Genomic DNA, 22,416 nt, shown 5'->3' with positions numbered 1-22,416 from the left:
TAACCCTAACCTGGAGGTGTGCCACGCAGAAGTGGCGCACCTTTTTTTGCGATCGCTCTCCTCAAACCGGCTCCCCAAAGTATGTCCAGACCCGCCGATCGGTTTTTTACCGTTTGCTGTCTACCCGCACGGCCAAACCCTTTTGGGTAACGCTGATGGCGATAGCAGCCAGGGCAGGGGCGATCGCATCGGCCAAAGTCAAATCTTCGGCTCGGTTCGTGGTCGCCACCGCAATGACCCGTGCGCCAGCCGCTTTGGCGGCCTCTACCCCAGCAGGGGCATCTTCAATCACCAGGCAGKCGGCGGGGGCCAGGCCAAGCCCCTCGGCAGCCAGCAGATAGGGGTCGGGGGCTGGTTTGCCGCGCTGCACATCGTCGGCGGTCACTACCACCGCAGGCTGTGGCAAGCCCAGGTGAGAAAAGCGCAGAGAAACCGTGCGGCGGGTGCCGCTGGTGGCGATTCCCCAGCGATCGCGCGGCAGCTGGTCCAGCAGTTCTTTTACTCCGGCGTAGATGGTCAGGCCGTCGGTGTCGTCGGCCTCGGCGGTTTCTTTCAGGCGAGCTTCCTGGGCGATATCGACATCTAAATGGGGCGCAACCTGGCGCATGGTTTCGACCGTGAGGCGGCCGTGGTGAATGCGGGCGATCGCCTCGTAGTCAACCCCGTGGCGATCGGCCCAGGCCCGCCAGTGGCGCTCGGCCACCGGGTCTGAATCGATCAGCACCCCGTCGACGTCAAAGATAACTGCCTGGCAGAGGAAGTCCATGATTGGGCTGCATAAACGCTATGGGCTATTGTAGGGGCCGCAGGTTAAGGCCTTGCAAGCAGACAGGGCATCACTGTAGAGAATTTAAAATTGATGTTATGTTCTGCTTCAATGCAGGTAGTTCTTGGTCGATAACAGTCCAAACAATATCGACATCAACCTCAAAATAATTGTGTGCCAAAATATTCCGCATTCCAATGATTTTTGACCAGGGAACTTCAGGATGCTGTTCTCTGATTGCCGCTGATAAGCTCCGGGATGCTTCACCAATCACTTGCAGGTTTTGGATAAACCAGGTTTGAATCAGCTCACTTTGCTCAAACGCTTGGATACCCTGAACGGCATAGCGCTCAATGCGCTCAATGGCTTCCAGAATATCTTCTAATTTCTCGCGATCGCTTCTCATAGCGGTACTGCTTCGTTCAGAATGCGATCGCGAATCTTAGCCCGCAAACCTTTTTCGGTCACGATATCTACCGGACAGCCCAACAGATCTTGCAACTCCATCAGCAGTCCGCCTAAATCGAATAGACTGCGCCCCGACTCCATATCGACCAAGAAATCAATATCACTTTGGGCATCTGCTTCGTTACGCGCTACAGAGCCAAAAACTCGAATGTTGTACGCTCCATACTGTTCTGCAAGGGCTAAAATTCTGTCACGCTTCTCTTGAAGTTGGCTGTCAAGATGCATAGAAGATGCCACGAATTACAATAAATTAGATGATGAGTAATTAAATTTGAGGCTTTTTGCCCAAGAAAAATTTCACTGCAATGATTATTTACGCAATTTCTTGACAATCCGAAGCGCAAGATCCTCAGGCGTAACATTACTAATGCTTAGATATGCAACTGTAGACGGAAGACCAGGAAGTTTAGTCGAATCAAAGTGAACTGGTAAAACGCTATCATCTCGGCGTGAGATTCTGCCAGCCAAGGCACTCTGGCGCTCATGATTTGTCCAAGACTTATTGATGTAGTCTTGAGAGACAAAAATAACGATATATTGTGAATCAGAGGAATAAACTTTTTCAAGTTCAATAGCAAGATCCTTGCCCCAGAGATCCTCAAACTCATCATAAAAAACAGAAATTTCTGCCTCCTTAAGATAATTTGCAACACGAGAGACATAATCTCTCTGTTCTCCTGCAAAGGAAAGTGAGACATCGTAGAGAAAGCTTGTTCCTGTATCAGAACTAGCCGATCCTGCGGTGCTCTGTCTATCTTCTGTTGACACCTCTAGAGTTTTATCTCCTTTTAGCCTAAGGGCAATCTTACGAGCAGCAAGAACCTCCTTCATATCTGACGATGAGTTATCCTCAGCTAACTCAATGAGATCTTCTAGTACTTTAGAAACAAGATCGTCTGGCTCCTGTGTCCAAAAGGCTCTGAGACGATTTGCCTTTGAACCACTTGCATACTCGTATTTCGAGTCATAGATGTCGACCCCAGCTGCATCTTGCATAAAATCCGAAAATGTCCGGTTACTGAAGTCCAGAACATAACCAGATGCCATGCCGAAAAGCTTTTCCAGCTTTCGCTTATCGCTGTGAGAAAGAGAAGACAACGGCTAAGAAATACTTTCTACAAGATAGCTAACGCAAGATTTATGTAAAGAAGGCTTTTCAACTTATGCAGAAGGCACACAGTAAAGCGCAAGCCAATATTGCGAGAGCACATCACTAAGAGTATCAAATGCTATCTTACTCTGTCACGTTTCCTCACATTTGGCTATATGAAGCGGCAAAGCCTATACGCCAGAACTGATGCTCCGTATCCCAGTCGACGTATCAATCGCTACAAACTTGTTATAACAAGTTGGCTTTACTGAGACCATTCTGCTGTGCAAACTAGGAGGTCTCACGGTGACTGGAGTGCTAACACGGGTCGATACCTCGACCGATCTGGAGCGCTACGTCGTTGCCGAGGGGCGCGACGAGTTGGTTAAGCAGGTGCGAGCCAAAATCGACGAGCTGGGCATTCAGTACATCTATTACCAATTTGTCTCTGTTACCGGGCGCATTGTTGGCAAGGGCATTCCCGCCGACTATTGGGAGACTACCGCTGCCAACGGCTTTCAGCTGGTCTATGGGGCCACCGTCAACCTGGCGATGGATCGCCACAGCCAGTACCTGGGCTACGGGCCTGAGGCGGCTGAACTAGTCGCCATCCCCGACCCTGAGACCTTTTGCCAGCTGCCGTGGGATAAGCGGGTGGCGCGGGTCTACTGCGTCTGCTTCCGCAATCGGGAAGAAGAGGTTGATGCGGCGGCGTTTTTGACGGGTGACTGTCGCGGCAATTTAAAGCGCATCCATGCGGAATTTCAGGCCAAGCACGGTTTGCAGCTGCGCCACGGCTGCGAACCCGAGATGATGTGGCTCAAAAAAGGCCCCGACGGCAAGCCCGACGGTGGGGTGACCAAGCCCAACTGCTACCACATCGATCAGTTTGAAGAGCTGCGCCCTGTATTCTTGCGGGTGATCGAGTACGGGCGGGCCATGGGGCTAGACATGATCCAGGGCGACCATGAGGATGCGCCGGGGCAGCTAGAGCTGAACTTTATGTTTGACGATGCGATTCGGACGTGCGATCGCCTCACTACTTACCGCCAAATCTGCGCCCAGGTGGCCCGCGAATTCAACCTGATTGCCTGCTTTATGTCGAAGCCGTTTATGGGGGTATCGGCCTCGGGCTGCCACCACAACCTGTCGCTGTGGCGGGGCGGTGACGAGGCGATCAAAATGTTTGGCTTCGACAGCTTGCCCGGCCTGGAGGGCAACTTCACCTATCACCAGGGCGGTGAGAATACGTTTATGCCGGTCGAGGGCAAGTCGCGCCGAATTCCGGGGCAGGTGGGGCTGCACTGCATTGGTGGGGTGATTGAGCATTTGCCCGCGCTGACAGCGATCGGCTGCTCCACGGTCAACTCCTACCGCCGCCTGTGGGATGCGGGCTTTTGGGCTCCGGTCTACTCCGACTGGGGCTACCAAAACCGCACCTGCGGCCTGCGGGTGTCGGCACCGGGCCGCTTTGAGTACCGCGCGGTCGACTCAATGGTGAACCCGTACCTGATGGCGGGGGCGATTCTCAAAGCCTTTGACGATGGCCTCAGCCGTCAGCTTGACCCCGGTGCGCCGGAGCAGCGCAACATCTACGAGGCGATGGACAACGGCAAAAAGGTGAAGAAGCTGCCCATGTCGCTGGGCGAAGCGCTGGGTGCCCTGGCCACCGACGAGGTGATTCAGTCGGCGCTGCCGGGGGAGATGTATCGCCTCTACGACCAGTACAAGCGGGATGAGTGGATTCGCTTTTTGGCCACCACCACCAACTGGGATGTGGAGAATTATATGGATTGTTTGCCCTAGAAATTTTGAGGTTGCTGGATTAGGCGCGCATTGGGGGAGGGGCAACCGCCGTAAAGCTGCTAACGCATTGTTTGGCAACCCAGGTATTTGAGGCTGCGGATTAAAAACCGGGCTTTTAAGATGGTTGTTCAACGCCCTGGGTGAGCTGTAAAAAACCGGTTCCTGTCTGGGCTACTCTACTAAAACATCTGTTGTGATACAGGTTTGTCCAGCTTGACGACTGGCTGGGCGATCGCGCCCTTGCCCCTTCACCCCTGCTACACTCACACGCATAACTGCTGGACTGCGTGGATGGGGTGACGGAGATGGTTAAGCAACAGCTGTGGACCTTTGGGGTAAGTGTTTTGGGTATCTGGGGCGTTACTGCCTGTACCCTACCGGTGGAGGAGCCGCCTATTCCCACCGACCCTGATGCCCCTGCGGCTGAGGTTGACCCCGCTACCCTGCTGCCACCGCTGACGCCTGCCGCTTCGCAACAGCGCAACGCCGAACTGAGCCAGTTGATCGACTCGGAGCTGGCGCTGGCGGGGTTGGGCAAGATTACCACCCTGGGCAAGCCTGTTTCTCTAGAGCTGGAGCAGTACCGACAGGAGTGGGCGGTGGTCAATCCTGCGATCGCGCCCTTTTTGGGTACCTGGGTGCGCGACTGGAACCTGATGCCCTACGACTTTACAACGGTATTTCCTTCGACAGTAGCGGGGCAGGTGTGTCTGGTGCGCTACCGGCAAATGGAAACCGAAACCGTACCCTTTGAAACCTTCACCACCCCGCCCGAATTTGCGGTAGGACGAGTGGTCGATAATCAACTGGTGAGCCGAGACGTACAGACGGCAGAATCGCTCATTCGCCTGAGCCCCACCTCTGCCTACGTGCCCTACGATGTGGAGTTTTTGGGCACTGTAGAGGCTGACGGCGAACTGCGCCTGCTGGCGGCGGAGCAGCCCCCKSWGYTCRWSSCGNGMMTGGGATACMGMYYKMMYYRWGCMMNTSGWRGYMKMKGGNCTGNTCGSCNGCGANCGCTKCYYTMGNCASMANCAGCSCWNAGATMWACNGMANNAKCASNGYYGAACCTTGGTGGGCACTGCCTACGAGGCTGCCCGAGATTGGGCAGGGCAAACGCCATTTGCCCCTACGAGGCCGCCTATTTTCCCATCGGGGCCATTGAATTCGAATCGGGTCTCACCCGCCCCCTCACCTCCCCCTCCCCCCATCCACTCACCTTCCCCCTCCCCCCTCTCGCCGCAGGTATTGGCTAAACTGACTCACGCTCAGCGGACGGGCAAACAGGTGCCCTTGGCCAAACTCGCACCCCAGCTGATTGAGCGATTGCAGCTGCGGAAGCAGCTCGATGCCTTCGGCAATAACCTGAATATTGAGGTGGGCAGCGAGGCGAATAATGGCGTCTACAATGCCGTACTGCTGAGGGCTTTGGTGGATATCGACAATAAAGCTGCGATCGATTTTGAGAATGTCAACCGGCAGCTGTTGCAGGTAGCCCAGCGATGAGTAGCCGGTGCCAAAGTCGTCGATGCTGAGGCGAATGCCGCGATCGCGTAGCGCCTGAATCATCTGCACCGCCTGGGCAGGGTTTTCCATCACGACGGTTTCGGTGATTTCGAGCTTGAGGTTGGCGGCGGGCAGCCCGCTGTTGGCCAAAATACTGTCAACAATAGCCACCAAATCGGGCTGCAAAAACTGAGTGGCTGACAGATTGACGCTCATGATCGCGTCGGGGGCAATCAGGCTGCGGCGTCGCCAGCGCTGCATTTGGCTACAGGCTTCCTGCAGCGCCCAGCTGCCGATGGGCAGCAGCAGCCCAGAACTTTCGGCAATGGCCAAAAACTCGCTGGGCAGCAGCAGCCCTCGCTCGGGGTGTAGCCAGCGCAGCAGGGCTTCGCAGCCGATTAGCTGCTGGGTGGCAAGGTTGACTATGGGCTGGTAGTGGAGCTGAAATTCTTGCCGCTCTAGGGCCAGCCGCAGGGAGGTTTCGATCTGGAGCGAGCGGCGTACGTCTAGGTGCATACCGGGTTCAAAGAGGGCGTGGCCCAGGCCGTTGATTTTGGCCTGGTACATGGCCGTATCGGCGTCGCGCAGCAGCTCGTCGGGGTGGTGGTACTGGGGGCCGCTCAGCACGATGCCAATGCTGGTGTTGGTAAAGAGCTGGTGCTCCTGAATGGTCAGCGGCTGGGCAAATCGCTGGCGAATGCGCTGGGCCACCGCGATCGCATCCTCTACCTGGTCAAGGGTGGTCAGCAGCACCGTGAACTCATCGCCGCCAAAACGGGCCACGACATCGGTGGGGCGCACGCACTCCTGCACAATGGTTGCCACCCGTTTGAGTAGCTCGTCGCCGACCCAGTGGCCAAAGGAGTCGTTGACTAGCTTGAAGCGATCGCAGTCTAGGAACAGCACCGCGAACAGATCGCCCTCGGGCTGGGCCAGCTGAGCGCTGAGATGGCTGAGAAACTGGCGGCGATTGGGCAGCCCCGTGAGCGCGTCGTGCAGAGCCTCGTAGGCAAGCTGGCTTTGGGCCTGCTGCCGCTCGGCAATTTGCTCCTGCAGCGACAGGTTGAGCTGCTCTAGCTGCCGGGTGCGCACCTGCACCTGGTCCTCCAGACTTTCGTTGAGCCGCCGCAGCTCGGTTTCGATGTGCTGGCGGTAGGTAATATCTTCAACCAGCACGATCGCGCCCTGGGGCCAGTCGGCCAGCAGGTTGGCGTCGGTGACTAGCGGCTCTAGGCGCAGCTCGTACCAGCGGCTTGTGGCTTGTGGCTCGCCCCGCTGCCGCACCTGGGTGGGTACTGGTTGCCCCTGGGCTACCCGCTGCCACAGCGCTTCCCAGGCACCCTCGTCAAACCAGTTGGCCAGCGGGCTGGTGCCGAGGTTGTCGCCCGCCGCCACGCCCAACCACTCGGCCGCCAGCGGGTTAGCAAACCACACAGTGCCATCGGCTGCCGCCGCCACTAAACCCAGGGGCAAACTGCGAGCAACGGCCGCCTGAATCGCCTGCGATCGCCCTAGCTGCTGAGTCAGCTCAACCAGTTGAGCTACTTCGGGGGTGAGACCGGGCGAGGCCAGCGGCTGACTCCGCGCCAGAGCAACGGAACTATCGGCCCCAGGCAGCACCAGCGTTGACCCGTGGCGACGCTGCAAACTGTCCGTGAGCTGCTGAAGCCAGCGGTTTTGCCGCACCAGCTGGTGGCCGATGCTCAAGCCTCCCACCGTACCTACCACCAGGGCTGGCCCCACCACCGGCAGCCAAAGGTTGACCTTAAATAGCGCCAGGGCTAGCCCCCACCAGGTCACTACCAGCCCCCCAACCAACGCCCCCTGCCGACACAGCGATCCGAACCGCCGTGGGGAACCGCCCTGCAACCTGGCGCTGGTTTGAAGTGCCCCCTTTAAAATCAGCCTTAGTCCTAGCCCCAGCCCCAGCGCCGCGAGCCAGCCTCCCGGTGCTGGCCTGAGCCAGCGCTGATGCAGCAGATTGTCGAGCAGCGCTCCGTGCAAATATATGCCGCTGGCGGGTGGGTCGGCGTCAAAGGGAGTGACCCAGTCATCGAGGCCCAGGGCAGTGGCCCCAATCAGCACCACTTTGCCTTCAAACACCTGGGGCGGTACCTGCCCTTCCAGCACGTCAACAAATGAATAGGTGGGCAAAGCGGCGGCTGAACCGGGCCAGTTGACCCACAGGGGGCGATCGAGCGGCGGCAGCGGCACTGCCCGCTGGGTCAGGCTGATTGCCTCTGCGGTGGCGATCGCCAGGGCGGGCTGCCCATCGGCCAGGGGGGCCACACTGTGAATGTAGCCGCCCTGGTGCTGCTGCGAAATGTGGCCGCTGGCCAGGGCGGCCGTCGCCAGGGTTGGGGTTGGCCCCAGGGGTTGCCCGTCGCGATTCCAGGCAGAGGCTAAAACAACGGCTGGATGAGTGGCGATCGCCTCGGCAAACAGGTCATCGTCGGAGCTGCTGTCGCTAAATAGCAGGTCAAACACAATTACTCCGGGCGGCGCAGCCTGCAACTGTTGCAGCAGCTCAGCGTAGCGCCGTCGCGGCCAGGGAAATGCCCCCAGGCTGTCGAGGCTAGGGTCATCAATGGCAATCAGCACAACGTGGTCGCTCCAGGGGTGCTGTCCGCGCAGACGAAACCGCAGCTGGTACTCGGCCTGCACCAGGGGCAAAAGCAGGCCCAGCTCGCTTGCGCTCAACACCACAAGGCCAGCCAAGCTCACGGTTAGCAGCGATTCTAAACCTCGCCAAAACCGGCTAGAGAAGGTAAATCTCATGAATTTCCTGGCGGCCAAGGGGAGTGGTTACTACAACCTCGACTCGCAACCGGGCCGTCGCCAAACGGGTGATGCGAAATTCACCCTGGCGGTCCACAGCTTGGGGGGCTCCATCCACAAGCACGGTATTAACTGGGTCAACCCGACCCGTCATGCTGACGTAGCGGGTTCTGTTTTCAAAGATGACCTGCCGCTCATAGGTTAGGCCTGGGTCATCGCGCAGGGGTACCGGCTGAGTGGGCGGTTCGCCCGGCCAGATCAGGTTTTGAAACCCCGCCGGCACCGCCACGGTTTCGCCCACGGCAGAGGTGTCTACGGCTCCGGTAAGAATAGCAATGCCGGTTTTGCCATTCTCCTGCACGCTAACGCCAAACTCGGTGCCGCGCACGCCGCTGATGCCGGCCGGGGTTTCAATTTCAAACTGCGAGCCCTGGTTGGTAAAGCGCCGCAGCCGCGTGCGCACCTGCCCTCGGGGCACGCTGAGGTGGGTAATGCGCCCACCGTCGGCGGCCATCTCTAGGGTGCGAATGCGTAGCTCGGTACGCTCAGAAACATCTAAAAAGCCCACATCGGTATCGACCTCCAACACGACCGACGATCGCGTACCCGTACGCAGGCCGTCGCCTACCGCATCGAGGCGATCGCCTACCGCAGCTGGCGCAGAACGGCCAGGGCGCAACAGCGTGACCTCGCCCTGCAGCTGGCGCACCGACAGCCCTCGATTGACCCGCACGGGTAGCGCATGGGCAGCAAACGCTACGGTCAGGGCCGTAAAAATGCTGACACCCCACCAGACTAGCCGTTGCTGTTGTCGGTGATGCGGCTCTGGAGCATGGGCCACTGGCTGCGGAATGGGGTTGATCATGTGTATTTCTTACCATGATCCTCATCCAAATAAGTTGACCCACTCTGTAAATTTTGAGCCCGAAGGGGCACTGTCAGCGACTAGGGCGCGATTACCTAACCCATTGAAATCTTCGATGGTTGATATAGCTTGATCCCTGATCAGTCACCCGTTCCAAGCGCGCTTGCCCTACATAAAACATTTGTGTAACAATTGCTGCCCCGTCTAGGGCAATTACTTATTCGCCACAGCCTTAGAAGATGCAGGCTCAAGAGTTTATACGTGTGAAATAGTTAACTCGGCCATGCAAGGTCAGGCAGAATGCTTGACCTACAAAACGTAAATTTAATTAAACCCTTAGCCCTCTGCTGGGCCAATTGCTTAGCTCTGCCGCAGCAGCGATACCGTCTGAGCCGAGGCCACCACCTGGGCATACCAGGCGTTGGCCAACTTTTCGGTAAACTGGGCCGACTGCACCCAGTGCATCACCAGCTGCTCCTGCAGTTGCTCAAACAGATGGGGGTAATGAGCCTCAATCCAATCAGTTTTGAAGGCGATCCAGTTCATCACAATGTCAGGCGTGACTTCGGGATGAAACTGTAGGGCATAGGTGTGGCTACCCAGGCGAAATGCCTGATTGGTGCAGATTTCATTGGTCAACAACAGCTTGGCCCCGGCGGGCAAATCGAAGGTGTCGAAGTGCCACTGCATCATCGGCATGCCGGGTAGGTAGTCTTGAATCCAGGGTTCTGCGCTCTCCGCCACAGGAAACAGCGGTGTAAAGCCCAACTCTGGGATCTCGTTTTGGTAGACACGACCGCCAAAGGCTCGAGCGATGAGCTGCGCCCCCAGGCAAATGCCCAGCACTGGCTTGCCCTGGCTGTGGAACTCGCGAATGAGCTCTGTCACCCGCGCCAGGTGGGGAAAGTTCTCGTCTTCACAGGCGTTCATGGGGCCGCCCAGCACTATTAAGCCATCGTAGTGGCCCTGGGGCGGGGTCGACCGCTGGGGCACCAGCCAGGTGTGCAGCCAGGCTCCGTTCACCTCCAGGTACCGGCCCAAAATGCCAACCGGGTCGGCCTCAACGTGTTGAACAACCAAAATATCCATAGGGTATTAGACCTAGCCTTCAGTTATACGCTTGGGGGCAAGCTCGTTTAGCCGCAGCGGTAAGCCTGGTGGGAGGGCCAAAGGGGTTGCATCAAACTTGTTATATCAAGTTATCTCAGAATTTTTCGAGATTGGCAAATAATCCGCTTGGGGCACGGCTTTTATCTTACTCAGGTTTTGTCCTACCCTAAAAGCGGCTTTGAAAAGGCTTTGGGGGGCAGTTAGGTGTATCGGTGGTCCCCAAATTAACTTTTGCAGCGAGCTGGGGGCCGCGATCGCCCTAGCGCGGACGTCCCACAGAGTTGTCTGCAACGTTGTCTGCAACCGCAGACTGCAGCCGATACCACGCGTCGTGAATGGCCTGTTTAGCCTGGTTCCAGTCGAGTCGGCCTGATCGGTTGTGGCGATCGTAATCTCGGCGCAGGTGAGGTTCTGCCTGACCAAAGTTGAGGCCCTGGCTAGAGTAGCGGCTATAGCCTTCGTAGCCGGTACGGTAGGCGGGGCTGTAGTCGTCGTAACCGTAGCCCGACCTGGCATAGGGCTGATGCCGATAATTGTCGCGCCAGTACTTTTCCTCGGCGATAGGGTCGGCATGCCCGGTGGTCATACCTTCGTTGGCGAGTCCGCCTGCGACAGCGCCCACAGCGGCCCCGACAGCAGCCCCCACCGGCCCACCGGCAATACCGCCAATGGCTGTACCCATAACGCTGGCCCCAGCTGGGCCAATGCCAGTGTTCCCAGTGTCTGCAGGCTGGCCAGCCTGCTCAACCGGCTGCCTCTCTGGCGGCACAGGCTTAGCGTTGAGATTGCGGTTCGCGCCTCGCCCGGTTCGGTTGATGTCGTTATCGCTGTTCATGGTATTTGTATCTGACGTCAAAGCGGCTTTCTAGAACTGAGGGTTGGCAGCTACAGGTGGCCTCGCTTACACGCTATTCAGGTTCTGCCTCAGGCTGTTCGGCTAGAGGGCTGGGTTATTTCTCTGCCCCAGGACAGAATTAGTGCGGCAGGATTAGTGCGACAGGGCAGAGGCCGTTGCGTTGTTGCTTCAGTTTGTCAGAGTCTGTCAGGGCCAGATAGAGCGCTGATTGAAGGGGCTGTCGTTTTGATCAAACGGCTGTGAAATTTCAGATTGAGGGGCCGTATCTACAGCTACAAAAGCGACGTCGTCAGCCTGTTTTACTAAGCTGAAACTCCCGGAGTCGTTCTATGGTCAGCATGTTGACCCAGGTACAGAACCTGGCAGAAAGGGCCAAGGCCCTCGGCATCAAGTTTTTCTTAGTCTCCTACACCGATTTGCTGGGGGGCACGCGGGCCAAGCTGGTGCCCGCTTCGCAAATGGCTGGGGTAGAGAAAGACGGCGCGTTTTTCTGCTCGTTTGCCTCCAACCTGGGTTTGGGGCCAGAGGCGGCAGAGATTGCTGTTGTGCCCGACCCCGACTCGTTGATTCAGCTGCCCTGGGAGCCAACCGTGGGCTGGGTAGCTAGCGATGTTTACTACGAAGGAGAACCCTTCCCCGCTGCGCCCCGGATGATGCTCAACTGGGTGATTGATCAGGCCGCGTCGCTGGGCTACACCCTCAAAACTGGGGTAGAAGCCGAATTCTTTTTGCTGCGCCAAACCGAGCAGGGGTACGAAATTGCTGACCCCAAGGACACGGCTGAGCGCCCCTGCTACGACCAGCTCAACCTGATGCGCCAGTTTGACCTGATCTCAACGCTGGTCACCTACATGGAAGACCTGGGCTGGGGGCCGTACCAGTGCGACCACGAAGACGCCAACGGTCAGTTTGAGCTGAACTGGACCTATAGCGATGCGAGAACAACCTGCGATCGCCACGTCTTTTTCAAATACATGGTCAAAACCCTGGCCGAGCAGCGGGGCTTTGTCGCCACCTTTATGCCCAAGCCCTTTAGCCACATCACCGGCAACGGCGGCCATGTGCACAACAGCCTGTGGCAGGGCGATACCAACCTCTTTGCCGAAGGGGCCGACGAGGGCGGGCTTTCGTCCATCGGCTACCACTTCCTCGGCGGTGTGCTCGCCCACGGCAAAGGGCTGACGGCCCTCTGCGCCCCCACCGTTAACTCCTACCGCCGCCTGGGGGCCAGCACCACCACCTCCGGTAGCACCTGGAGCCCCCGCTACATCTCCTACGGCGGCAACAACCGCTCTCACCTGGTTCGCATTCCCGATACGGGTCGCTTCGAGTGCCGCATGATCGATGGGGCCGTCAACCTCTACCTGGCCACCGCCGGAATTTTGGCAGCGGGTCTCGACGGCATTAGGACCCAGGCCGACCCAGGCCAGCGCATTGACGAAAACCTATTTGCCCGTGGCGACGAGTTCCCTAACCTGCAAACCCTGCCCCACAATCTCTACGAAGCGATGGCCGCCCTCAAGCAAGATCCCCTGCTCATGGACATGATGGGCGAACTCGGAGCTAAAACCTTCCTCGAAATGAAGGCGAAGGAATGGGACGCCTTCAATGCCCAAGTTACCGACTGGGAAATGAACCAGTACGTGAATATTTAGAAGTCCCGCAGGGGCGAACGACCGCTCGCCCTGGTGAGGTATCTGTGATCGGGATGATCAATGGGTAGACAAGGTGAATGGTGGGCAGTGCCCGCCCTACGGTTGCTTAAGTTAATCGCAGAGAAGGACAGGTTACTTTGCAGAACAAAGGTTTAAACCGATGATCGGTTGATCCTTTCCGTTGGGTCCAGGGCGGCGGAACGGCCCTGGACGAGGGGGGCTGGGGGCAATCGGAACGCCCCCAGCAGCAGGTTTGGCTTTTACCCAAGATTTTTGTAGACGTGCAGGGTCTTTAGCCCAAGACAACGGTGCATCGCTGCGCGGATGCCCCCTACAGTTCCTCTTTCCAAAGCGTAAATTCGTTATGTCTTCTACTATTTACACCTACAACTTCCCCACCCGCATTCGCTTTGGGCCAAGAGCGCGGGCAGAACTTACTGCCGAACTCACGACTCTGGGCATTGAGCGAGTCATCATCGTCACCGATAAAGATGTCGCTCAACTTCCCTGGTTCCCAGATCTAGAAGCCTCCCTTGCTGCCTTTAATGCCGTCACCTTTAGCGGCGTTTGGGGCAACCCAGTGGTTTCCCAGGTCATGGCAGGACTGGAGGCATGGAAGACGCACGGGGCCGATGGCATTGTGGCCGTTGGCGGCGGTGCGCCGATGGATGTGGCGAAGGCGATCGCCCTAATGGCCAACCACCCCGGCCACCTATTCGACTACGAGGACGGCAACAGTACACGCCCCATCGATCAGCTGATTCCACCGATTGTCGCTATCCCCACTACCGCAGGCACTGGTAGCGAAGTGGGCCGCAGTGCGGTAATTTCAGACGACGATACCCACGCCAAAAAGATCGTGTTTGACCCGCAACTGTTGCCAAAGGTGGTGCTGGCTGACCCGGAGCTGCTGCTGGGCCTACCGGCCAAAATTACTGCCGCCACGGGAATGGATGCACTGACTCACCTGATCGAGGCGTTCCTGGCCAAGGGATTTAATCCGTTGTGCGATGGCATTGCGCTGGAGGGTATTTATCTGGTGGCGCAGAATTTGAAGGCTTGCGTGGATTTTGCCCGGCGATCGCAAGCTGGAGAAGCCTTTGATGAGGCAACAGCGGCGGCGCACTTGGCGGTTAGGGGAGGAATGCTGAATGCGTCGATGATGGGGGCGATCGCATTTCAAAAGGGCCTGGGCGTTACCCATTCTTGCGCCCATGCGCTCTCTACGGTGTATGACACGCACCACGGGTTGGCGAATGGCATCATGCTGCCGGCGGCGATGCGGTTTAATTTAGCCGCCGCCCCCGAGCAATTTTTGCGGATGGCGCGGGTGGTAAAGCCAGAGGCGACCGATGGGCAGGAGTTTGTGGATTGGATTATGGGGCTGTCGGAGTCGATTGGCATCCCGACTTCGCTGGGGGCTTTGGGGGTAAATTCCGATAGTCTCGAGCCCCTGGTGGCGGTGGCGATCAAGGATGGCTGTCATCCGCTGAATCCTAGACCCGTTACGGAGAAGGACTTTTACGCCATCTATCAAGATGCCTTCTAATCGCCATGCCCTTTGCCATTCAACCGTAGGGTGCATAACGTTAAGGCGAGGCTTTGCCAACGCGCAGCAATGCACCATTGCCTTAGCCCACAATCGATCGCGGCGCACAATCTGGGGCAATGGCCAGATCTGCTGCTGGGGCCATTTCGCTGGCCCCAGACCCCCATCGACAAGGACGTTCCGTCGTCCTTGACCTCACGGAAAGGACTTATCGATCATCGGTTTAAACCTCCGTTCTGCAAAGCAACCTGTCCTTCTCTGCAATTGACCTGCCCGTAGGGTGGGCATTGCCCACCATCCACCCCCTACCAAAACCGTCGATCAACGACCTACTCAATCCCCTGCGCTATGGCTGACCTACTCTCGATCATTAACCCCGCCACCGAGGCCTTGATTAAAGACATGCCGGTAGATGACGGAGCCGCCGTTGCCGAAAAATATGGCAGAGCGCGGGAGGCACAGCTGGGGTGGGGGGCACTGCCTTTGGCCGATCGCATCACGCCCATCCTGCGGTTCCGGGACCTGCTGATTGAGCGAGTCGATACCCTAGCGGCGTTGCTAACCTCGGAAACTGGCAAGCCCATCACCCAGGCCCGCAGCGAGATCTTGGCTCTGCCAGGCAGAATCGATTTCTTTGTGCAAAATGCCGATCAGGTTCTATCTCCCGATCGGGTTTACGCCGAGCCAGCGGAGGCGGCGCTGGGAGCTGGCACCCTAGAAGAAGTGATTGCTCAGGAGCCGCTGGGGGTGATCGCTAACATCTCGGCGTGGAACTATCCCTATTTTGTGGGGGGAAACGTGTTTATTCCGGCGCTGCTGATGGGCAATGCGGTGTTGTACAAGCCGTCGGAGTTTGCCACGTTGACAGGGGGGGCGATCGCATCTCTCCTGCACGAGTCGGGCATTCCCGAAGACATTTTCATTCCGGTGATTGGCTCGGGGCTAACCGGGGCGGCGCTATTGGAGCAGCCGATCGACGGAGTGTTCTTTACGGGCTCCTACGCTACGGGGCAGAAGATCGCGATCGCCGCCGCACCCAAGCTGATCCGCACCCAGCTAGAGCTGGGGGGCAAAGATCCAGCCTACGTGTGCGCTGATGCGAAGGTGTCTGTGGCGGCGGCGGGGCTGGCGGATGGCGCGTTCTACAACAATGGTCAAAGCTGCTGCGCGGTGGAGCGCATCTACGTGCACGCCGATGTCTATGACGAGTTTCTAGAAGCGTTCATGGCAACGGTGCAAGGGTTTAAGCTGGGCGACCCCACCGATCCGGCTACCTACCTTGGCCCGGTGAGCCGCAAACCGCAGCTCAGTGTTTTGGCAGAGCAGGTGACGGATGCCCTGGCTAAGGGGGCCACCCTGCAATGCGGCGGCGAAACCCTCGATCGCCCCGGCTGGTACTTTGCTCCCACGGTGCTCACCGAGGTCAACCACACCATGACGGTGATGCAGGCAGAAACCTTTGGCCCAGTAATTGGCATTCAGCAGGTGGCCAGCGATGCGGAAGCCGTAGCGCTGATGCAGGATACGCCCTACGGGCTGACGGCGGCGGTGTATGGAACGGAGCGGGAGCGGGCTGTAGGCATTCTGCGCCAGCTCAAGACGGGGAGCGCCTACTGGAACTGCTGCGATCGCGTCAGTCCTCGCCTGCCCTGGAGCGGTCGCGGCCACTCCGGTTTGGGGGCAACGCTGTCGCTGGCAGGAATCTATACGTTTTTGCAGCCTCGGGCTTGGCACCTACGAGCGGGATAATTTTGGATTCTATATTTTGAATTTTCGAGACCGCTTGCAAAAGACTTAGTCCTCCTTAAGTATGATTTTTAATCCAAAATCGCCAATCCAAAATCCAAAATCGCCAAAGTTCGGCCCTCGCCCCGCTGGCGGACGGCTATCCGCCACAGAGCAACCCATGGGTTCCGTGGCACCATAAAGCCATCGCATTCAACCTTGCCCCCATGAACTCTCCTGTTCAGGCTTTCTACGACTGGTATAAGCGCACCCTCGAACACCCCAAATACCGCTGGCTGTTGGCCGGTGCCACACTGCTTTACCTGCTTAGCCCCATCGATATTTCTCCCGATTTCATCCCCATCATTGGCTGGATTGATGATGCGGCGGTGGCCTCTATTTTTATTGCCGCCATGTCGCAGATCGTGCTGTCTGGGTTGACCAACAAAAAGCAGTCTGGGCTGCGGGCTGATACTCCCGATGCCGCTAACACCACCGTCGATGTCAACTTCGACCAGTAGGTCGATGGCCGAGCACCAGTCCGTGTCGTAGCCTCAAATCGGCATTGGGTGCGTTACGTTTCCTGTGACACCCCCTGCGTGTTGTGCAGCTCAACCCATCATGAGCCCGAAGTGAAGCCCCGAGTGAAACGGTGCGCTGCAGCCAGGGGAAGGGTTGATTGCGAACCTGCTTGCAGCTAACAGCGCACCCTAGGTGCTTTTTCGCAGCACCTGCCCTGCGACTTCGGAGTTGGCCATTGCCAATCCAAAATTTAGAATCCAAAATCGCCAATCTAAAATCGCTATGCCCGTCAAAAAAGACCCTCAGCCACCGCAATCGCGGCAAATTATCAATATCGTGCTCTGGGCCGCCACTGGCCTGCTGCTGCTCAACATTGTGTTCTCTAGCGTGTTTGGCAGCCAAACCGCCCGTGAACCCTATAGCATGTTCATTCACCGGATCGACGAGCAGGAGGTAGTGCGCGCCTCGGTGGGCCAAAACGAAATTCGCTACCAGGTCAAAGACCCCACCACGGGTGAACCGGGCGATGTATATACCACTACCCCCATTTTCGACCTCCAACTGCCCCAGCGGCTCGAAGACAACGGCGTTGAGTTTGCCGCTGTGCCGCCGCCCAAGGGTCAGTGGTTTGGCAGCTTGCTGAGCTGGGTGATTCCGCCGCTGATTTTCATTGGCGTGTGGCGGTTCTTTTTAGCTCGTGGCGGTGGTGGCCCCCAGGGAGCGCTCTCCATTGGCAAAAGCAAAGCCAAGGTCTATGTCGAGGGCGACGCTGGCAAAATTACCTTTGATGATGTAGCCGGGGTTGAAGAGGCTAAAACCGAACTGGTAGAAGTGGTTGACTTCCTCAAAACCCCCAAGCGCTTTACCGACCTGGGAGCCAAAATTCCCAAGGGGGTGCTGCTGGTTGGCCCTCCTGGTACGGGCAAAACTCTGATGGCCAAGGCCGTTGCTGGTGAGGCGGGAGTGCCCTTCTTCAGCATTTCGGGTTCAGAATTTGTCGAGCTGTTTGTTGGCGTGGGCTCCTCGCGCGTGCGTGACCTGTTCGAGCAGGCCAAAAAACAGTCGCCCTGCATCGTCTTCATTGATGAGCTGGATGCGATCGGCAAATCCCGCTCTAGCAGCGGCTTCTACGGCGGCAACGACGAGCGCGAGCAAACCCTCAACCAGCTGCTTACTGAGATGGATGGCTTTGAGGCTGGCGACACTACAGTAATTGTGCTGGCTGCCACCAACCGCCCCGAAACCCTCGACCCCGCCCTGCTGCGCCCCGGTCGCTTCGATCGCCAGGTTCTCGTCGATCGCCCCGACCTCAAGGGCCGCGAAGCCATCCTCAAAATCCACGCCAAGGATGTGAAGCTGGCCGACACTGTCGATCTCAAGACCACCGCCACTCGTACCCCAGGCTTTGCCGGGGCCGACCTAGCCAACCTGGTCAACGAAGCCGCCCTGCTAGCCGCCCGTCGCAGCAGTGCTGTGGTCGAGCAGGAAGACTTTGCCGAGGCGATCGAGCGTGTGGTTGCTGGCCTTGAAAAGAAGAGCCGCGTACTCAACGAAAAAGAAAAGAAAATTGTTGCCTACCACGAAGTTGGACACGCTTTAGTGGGCGCAATGATGCCCGGCACCGATGAGGTCGAAAAAATCTCTATCGTGCCGCGCGGTATGGCCGCCCTCGGCTACACCCTGCAACTGCCCACCGAAGACCGCTTTTTGCGTGATGAGGCCGAGCTAAAGGGGCAAATTGCTACCCTGCTGGGTGGGCGATCGGCTGAAGAAATTATCTTCGGCAGCATCACCACCGGTGCCTCAAATGATTTGCAGCGGGCCACTGACCTGGCTGAGCAAATGGTCACCACCTACGGCATGAGTCAGGTGCTCGGCCCCCTCGCCTACGATCGCGCCCAGCGCAACGCCTTCCTTGAAGGCGGCATGCCCAACGCTCGCCGCCCCATCAGCGAGGAAACCGCCAAGGCGATCGACGAAGAGGTGAAAGCCATCGTTGAAGAAGGCCACCAGCGCGCCCTCGACATTCTCAAGCAGAATCGCGAGCTGCTAGAGACCCTGGCTCAGCAGCTGCTAGAGGCTGAGGTGATCGAAGGCCCGCCCCTGCGCGAACAGCTCAAGCAGGTGCAGGACCCCCAACTGGTGGGTTAAAGGCTATTGCATAGTTAACAGTTGCCCCAGCCTGGCTTGTACAGGCTGGGGCAACTGCTGTAGAAGCGCTGCGGCGAGACATGCTCCGAACTGGCCCAAGCTAAACCTTCGCCACCACCAAGCCTCTGCTACAGTATTAATCGCCTCAATCCCTAACTCTTTAGAAAACCTGTGGTTGCCGTTAACGACATCTACCTGCTGCGCAATATCTGGTACCACGCCATGCCCAGCCGCGAGCTGAAGGCGGGCAAGATGGTGGCCAAAACCCTGCTCAACGAGCCGATCTTGTTTGGTCGAACCGAGCAAGGCAAAGCCTTTGCCATTCGCGATATTTGCCCTCACCGGGCGGTGCCCCTCAGCTGTGGCCGCTTCGACGGCACCGAGGTCGAGTGCTGCTACCACGGCTGGCGCTTCAATGAAAACGGCCAGTGCACCGAAATCCCCTCGCTGATGCCCGACCAGCGCATGGATCTCAGCCGTTTTGACGTGCGGAACTACGAGGTCAAAGAAGTGCAGGGCAACCTGTGGGTCTATATGGCCGACCCCGCCAACCCCCAGCCCCCCCGCTTTGACGTGCCCCGCGTGCCCGGTTTTGGTGACGACGTGCGGCCCAACGTCACTTACACCATGCGCTTCCCCTGCTACATCGACCACGCTGTAGTAGGGCTTATGGACCCAGCCCACTCGCCCTTTGTGCATCGCTCCTGGTGGTGGCGCGGGGCCACCCTCAACGACGAAATTAAGTGGTTTGACCCTTCCACCTACGGCTTTACCATGCGCAAGCACCGCATGGGCGAAAACATGGGCTACGGCTACTGGCTAATCGGCGGCGTACCCGACAACGAAATCATCTTCTACCTGCCTGGCGTGCGTACCGAAGAGACCACCACCGCCAAACACCGCGTCGTCAACCTCACCACGGTTACGCCGCTCACCGACGACCAAACCGATGTCACCTTTGAGCTGTACTGGGATCTGCCCTGGGGCGCTTTGCTCAAGCCCATTCTACCGCTGATGATTCGCTCATTCCTCGGACAGGACCGCGATGTTGTGATCAAGCAGCAGGAAGGACTTAAACACGAGACCGTGCTACGCCTGATCAAAGACTCTGACACCCTGGCCCGCTGGTACTACCAGCTCAAAAAAGAGTACCAGCGCGCCCAAACCGAAGACCGCGAGTTTGTTACCCCCGTCAAGACGCAGCTGCTTAAGTGGCGGGCGTAGCCGTTTATTCATCGTGGAAGAAGGGCATAGGGCGCGAAGCATCAGGTCTTATACCCATCGTCTATGCCGCTAGCGCAGCACCCTCAACAACAAAAAAGCCATAGCTGTTCCCTGAGCGAAGTCGAAGGGAACAGCTATTTCTAAGGCAGCGTCGCCACTACATCCTCGCGCCAAGCGGCGGGAAATCCAGGGGCTAGAATGGTTGCCTGGTAAGGAATTACCCCAACAGCATCGCTCCCCAGACATTGGGCGGCGGCGTAGGAGAGATCGAGCGATCGCTCCCCAATGTAGGGGCCCCGATCGTTAATGCGCACCACCACGGTCTTACCGTTGAGCTGGTTACGCACCTTTAGGTGAGTGCCAAAGGGCAGTGTTTTGTGGGCCGCGGTGAGATCGTGCTGGTTGAAAGTTTCGCCCGTGGCTGTCTGTCGGCCGTGGAAGTACGGCCCGTACCAGGAGGCGATGCCGCTAAAGGTCTGATGGGTTTCGCCCAGCCCTTTGGCCACCATTTGCACCTGGCTAGGGTCTAAGGGAGTTGCCCCAAAGGCCAAACGCAGGTTGTTGACCCACTGAGCGGCCTGTAGCGCGGGTGGCTCGTTCTCAGAGGTAGCCATGTTTTGGGCCGGGTCGGGCAGCACAAACACAGTTTTGCCATCTACCTGAGCCGCCGCCTGGTACTGGCTCAGGCTAGGGGTAAGCTGGTCTGGTTTAGTTTCTAAAACAGGCACCGCCTGACGAATTTGGTTGGCAATCCGGTCTGCCACTTGGCGAGAGAGCACTCGACCAATCGGCACATCTTTGACCTGAATGGTGAACCCCGCCGCAGAGCTATCGACCCCAGCTGCTAAAGTGCTGCCGCAGGCACCAGAGGCTGGCGTAACCTGAGCAAAACCGCTACTAATGTGGGCTTTGCTGCCCTGGGCCACTACGGCCACCGCTGCAGTAGCGACCCAGTGGGGCCAGTCGATCGCAGCGGTCTGTGGCCAGGCGAGCTGAGGCTGCAGCGACAGGGGCCGCTTAGCCGATGCTTGCAGGTGCAGAGGTGAGTAAGGCTGTGCCCTAGGAACTACCGCTGATGAGCGCTGCAAATGAGCTGCCGCGTAGGGATTAGCGGCTTGCAGCGTAACAGGTTGATTGAGATGGTGCGGTAGAAGTGCAGCCCAGAGAAATCCAAATAACGTCATTTATGCGTGTGCTGAGATCAACGCCCGCAGCACCCGTAGCTCTACCCAACGGTAGACCTAGCGACAAGCTGTAGCTGGGGGCAATAGAAAGCAGCAACCCCGGTAACAGCACTTGCTTAGCTACCAGGGCAAAAAAAGCTAGCTTTCGAGGTTATTCGCAAACAAGCGAATAATTTTTCAGCGTAACATCTAAAATTTGTATATGCAACGACATTCCTTACAAAGACTTTAGGGTATTCGCTTCAAGCTTGCCCTAGTGGCTGCGACGGAACCGCTGGTCTGGAGTTCAGCGCTGTCGAAGGCCAGTGAAACCCTGAGAGATTCTTTCAAGTACAGGTGCCTAGAATATCCGTAGGCTTAGTGGGTCACCCACCCTCAGTCACTACACCTGATTGAATAACTAACCCTCTAAAACCTAACTGTACAAAGTAGCAGCCCCATCTTAATGACACCAACAGAGGGGTCAGACGGGGCTGGAGACGCAGTTAGGAGGTATCTTGCGTTCAGCATATCTGGGGAACGGGGTGGTAGGGCCTTCCCTTAACAAGTTTTTAATGCCTGAGTCTGCTTCAACGTCAGCTCGCCTCCGCCCTCGGCAGGGTTAGAACAAACGCGATCGGCTGTCACCCTTGGGGTTAAGGGACATTTGCAGGCCTTTATAGGAGCATAAAGCTTCCGTAAAAGCCTGGGTAGTCAAGTATCGAATAAAACCTTGAGCGTGAAGAATCACACTATGCCTCCGGCAGCATCAGGACCGCAACGGCGAGCCTGGATCAGTGGGAATGGAGGAGTTCTGTCACTGTTCTAAGGTTGGTTCCAGCTATGAAGGCAACCCTTATACGAGTATTCATCTGGCCCAGCGGCACGGCCATGCTGGTAGGAGTCAGCGTGTTAACTTTGCTACTGCTGCACTGGCCCAGCCTGGGGTGCGATCGCCAGGCCAACGGCCCCCGCGATGAGTTTCCGGGCCAGCGACGAGGGGGCGGCACCCACTGGGTTAATGCTCTACACCATGACACTATGGCTTAACGTTTGTGGCCTTGGCAGGTCCAGGGATGCCAGAGGGCGCTAGCCGCAATCTAGACCCTAAGGATGTCCGGATAGCGCCGATAACGCCCTGTATATCTGTATATCCAGGAATCTGAGTCAATGTCTGCCATT

The 22,416-nt window shown here is 57.7% G+C and carries 17 protein-coding genes; 8 read left to right on the top strand and 9 right to left on the bottom strand.

Annotation, left to right across the window (positions count from 1 at the left end):
- Positions 1-106: 106 nt before the first annotated feature.
- From IQ265_RS30505 to IQ265_RS30490, 4 genes are all read right to left on the bottom strand, one after another.
- A complete protein-coding gene (locus IQ265_RS30505) occupies positions 107-766 on the bottom strand; it encodes an HAD-IA family hydrolase (protein WP_228037714.1) in 660 nt (219 codons plus the stop codon).
- Between the two features lie 70 nt (positions 767-836).
- Positions 837-1,172 carry a DUF86 domain-containing protein gene (locus tag IQ265_RS30500; protein ID WP_194052457.1) on the bottom strand — a complete coding sequence of 112 codons (336 nt, stop codon included), beginning with the start codon at positions 1,170-1,172 and terminating at the stop codon, positions 837-839.
- Entirely contained in the window at positions 1,169-1,459 is a 291-nt protein-coding gene (locus IQ265_RS30495) for a nucleotidyltransferase family protein (RefSeq protein ID WP_194052455.1), read from the bottom strand. Before IQ265_RS30495 ends, IQ265_RS30500 begins: the two co-directional genes overlap by 4 nt.
- Positions 1,460-1,543: 84 nt before the next feature.
- Positions 1,544-2,332: a TIR domain-containing protein gene (locus IQ265_RS30490; RefSeq protein ID WP_194052453.1), complete on the bottom strand. Its 789-nt coding sequence runs from the start codon at positions 2,330-2,332 to the stop codon at positions 1,544-1,546.
- A gap of 298 nt (positions 2,333-2,630) precedes the next feature.
- Between IQ265_RS30490 and IQ265_RS30485 the strand changes: the two genes are divergently transcribed.
- Positions 2,631-4,130 (top strand): glutamine synthetase family protein, encoded by a 1,500-nt coding sequence (locus IQ265_RS30485; protein ID WP_194052451.1) that lies wholly within the window; start codon positions 2,631-2,633, stop codon positions 4,128-4,130.
- Between the two features lie 1,215 nt (positions 4,131-5,345).
- On the opposite strand, the gene IQ265_RS08685 is transcribed toward IQ265_RS30485, so the two are convergent.
- The 4 genes from IQ265_RS08685 to IQ265_RS08670 all read right to left on the bottom strand — a co-directional run bounded on the left by IQ265_RS08685 (position 5,346) and on the right by IQ265_RS08670 (position 11,224).
- Entirely contained in the window at positions 5,346-8,414 is a 3,069-nt protein-coding gene (locus IQ265_RS08685) for an EAL domain-containing protein (RefSeq protein WP_194052449.1), read from the bottom strand.
- Positions 8,395-9,279 (bottom strand): FecR domain-containing protein, encoded by an 885-nt coding sequence (locus tag IQ265_RS08680; RefSeq protein ID WP_194052447.1) that lies wholly within the window; start codon positions 9,277-9,279, stop codon positions 8,395-8,397. The genes IQ265_RS08685 and IQ265_RS08680 overlap by 20 nt, the downstream gene beginning before the upstream one ends.
- Positions 9,280-9,639: 360 nt before the next feature.
- A complete protein-coding gene (locus IQ265_RS08675) occupies positions 9,640-10,368 on the bottom strand; it encodes a gamma-glutamyl-gamma-aminobutyrate hydrolase family protein (protein WP_194052445.1) in 729 nt (242 codons plus the stop codon).
- A gap of 280 nt (positions 10,369-10,648) precedes the next feature.
- A complete protein-coding gene (locus IQ265_RS08670) occupies positions 10,649-11,224 on the bottom strand; it encodes a hypothetical protein (protein WP_194052443.1) in 576 nt (191 codons plus the stop codon).
- Positions 11,225-11,574: 350 nt separating this feature from the next.
- On the opposite strand from IQ265_RS08670, the gene glnT reads away from it, so the two are divergent.
- The 6 genes from glnT to IQ265_RS08640 all read left to right on the top strand — a co-directional run bounded on the left by glnT (position 11,575) and on the right by IQ265_RS08640 (position 20,071).
- Positions 11,575-12,900, top strand: a complete 1,326-nt coding sequence (gene glnT, locus IQ265_RS08665) for a type III glutamate--ammonia ligase (protein WP_194052441.1) — start codon at positions 11,575-11,577, stop codon at positions 12,898-12,900.
- A gap of 364 nt (positions 12,901-13,264) precedes the next feature.
- Positions 13,265-14,449, top strand: a complete 1,185-nt coding sequence (locus IQ265_RS08660) for an iron-containing alcohol dehydrogenase (RefSeq protein WP_194052439.1) — start codon at positions 13,265-13,267, stop codon at positions 14,447-14,449.
- Positions 14,450-14,797: 348 nt separating this feature from the next.
- A complete protein-coding gene (locus IQ265_RS08655; RefSeq protein ID WP_194052438.1) occupies positions 14,798-16,198 on the top strand; it encodes an aldehyde dehydrogenase family protein in 1,401 nt (466 codons plus the stop codon).
- A gap of 203 nt (positions 16,199-16,401) precedes the next feature.
- Complete coding sequence (locus IQ265_RS08650) at positions 16,402-16,695, top strand: YkvA family protein (RefSeq protein ID WP_194052436.1); 294 nt, start codon at positions 16,402-16,404, stop codon at positions 16,693-16,695.
- 283 nt (positions 16,696-16,978) lie between these two features.
- On the top strand, positions 16,979-18,847 hold the full coding sequence (gene ftsH, locus IQ265_RS08645) for an ATP-dependent zinc metalloprotease FtsH (RefSeq protein WP_194052434.1): 1,869 nt from the start codon (positions 16,979-16,981) through the stop codon (positions 18,845-18,847).
- A 171-nt stretch (positions 18,848-19,018) separates the two neighbouring features.
- Entirely contained in the window at positions 19,019-20,071 is a 1,053-nt protein-coding gene (locus IQ265_RS08640) for an aromatic ring-hydroxylating dioxygenase subunit alpha (protein ID WP_347404933.1), read from the top strand.
- A gap of 140 nt (positions 20,072-20,211) precedes the next feature.
- Here the strand turns inward: IQ265_RS08640 and IQ265_RS08635 are convergent, their stop codons facing one another.
- Complete coding sequence (locus IQ265_RS08635; RefSeq protein ID WP_194052432.1) at positions 20,212-21,255, bottom strand: septal ring lytic transglycosylase RlpA family protein; 1,044 nt, start codon at positions 21,253-21,255, stop codon at positions 20,212-20,214.
- Positions 21,256-22,077: 822 nt separating this feature from the next.
- Here IQ265_RS08635 and IQ265_RS08630 point away from each other — a divergent pair.
- Positions 22,078-22,284: a hypothetical protein gene (locus IQ265_RS08630; RefSeq protein WP_194052430.1), complete on the top strand. Its 207-nt coding sequence runs from the start codon at positions 22,078-22,080 to the stop codon at positions 22,282-22,284.
- Positions 22,285-22,416 lie beyond the last annotated feature (132 nt).

The organism is Nodosilinea sp. LEGE 06152, from assembly GCF_015207525.1.
Lineage (GTDB): Bacteria > Cyanobacteriota > Cyanobacteriia > Phormidesmidales > Phormidesmidaceae > Nodosilinea.
The sequence above is the reverse complement of the archived record's forward strand: the minus strand, read 5'-3'. Positions and strand labels throughout refer to the sequence as shown.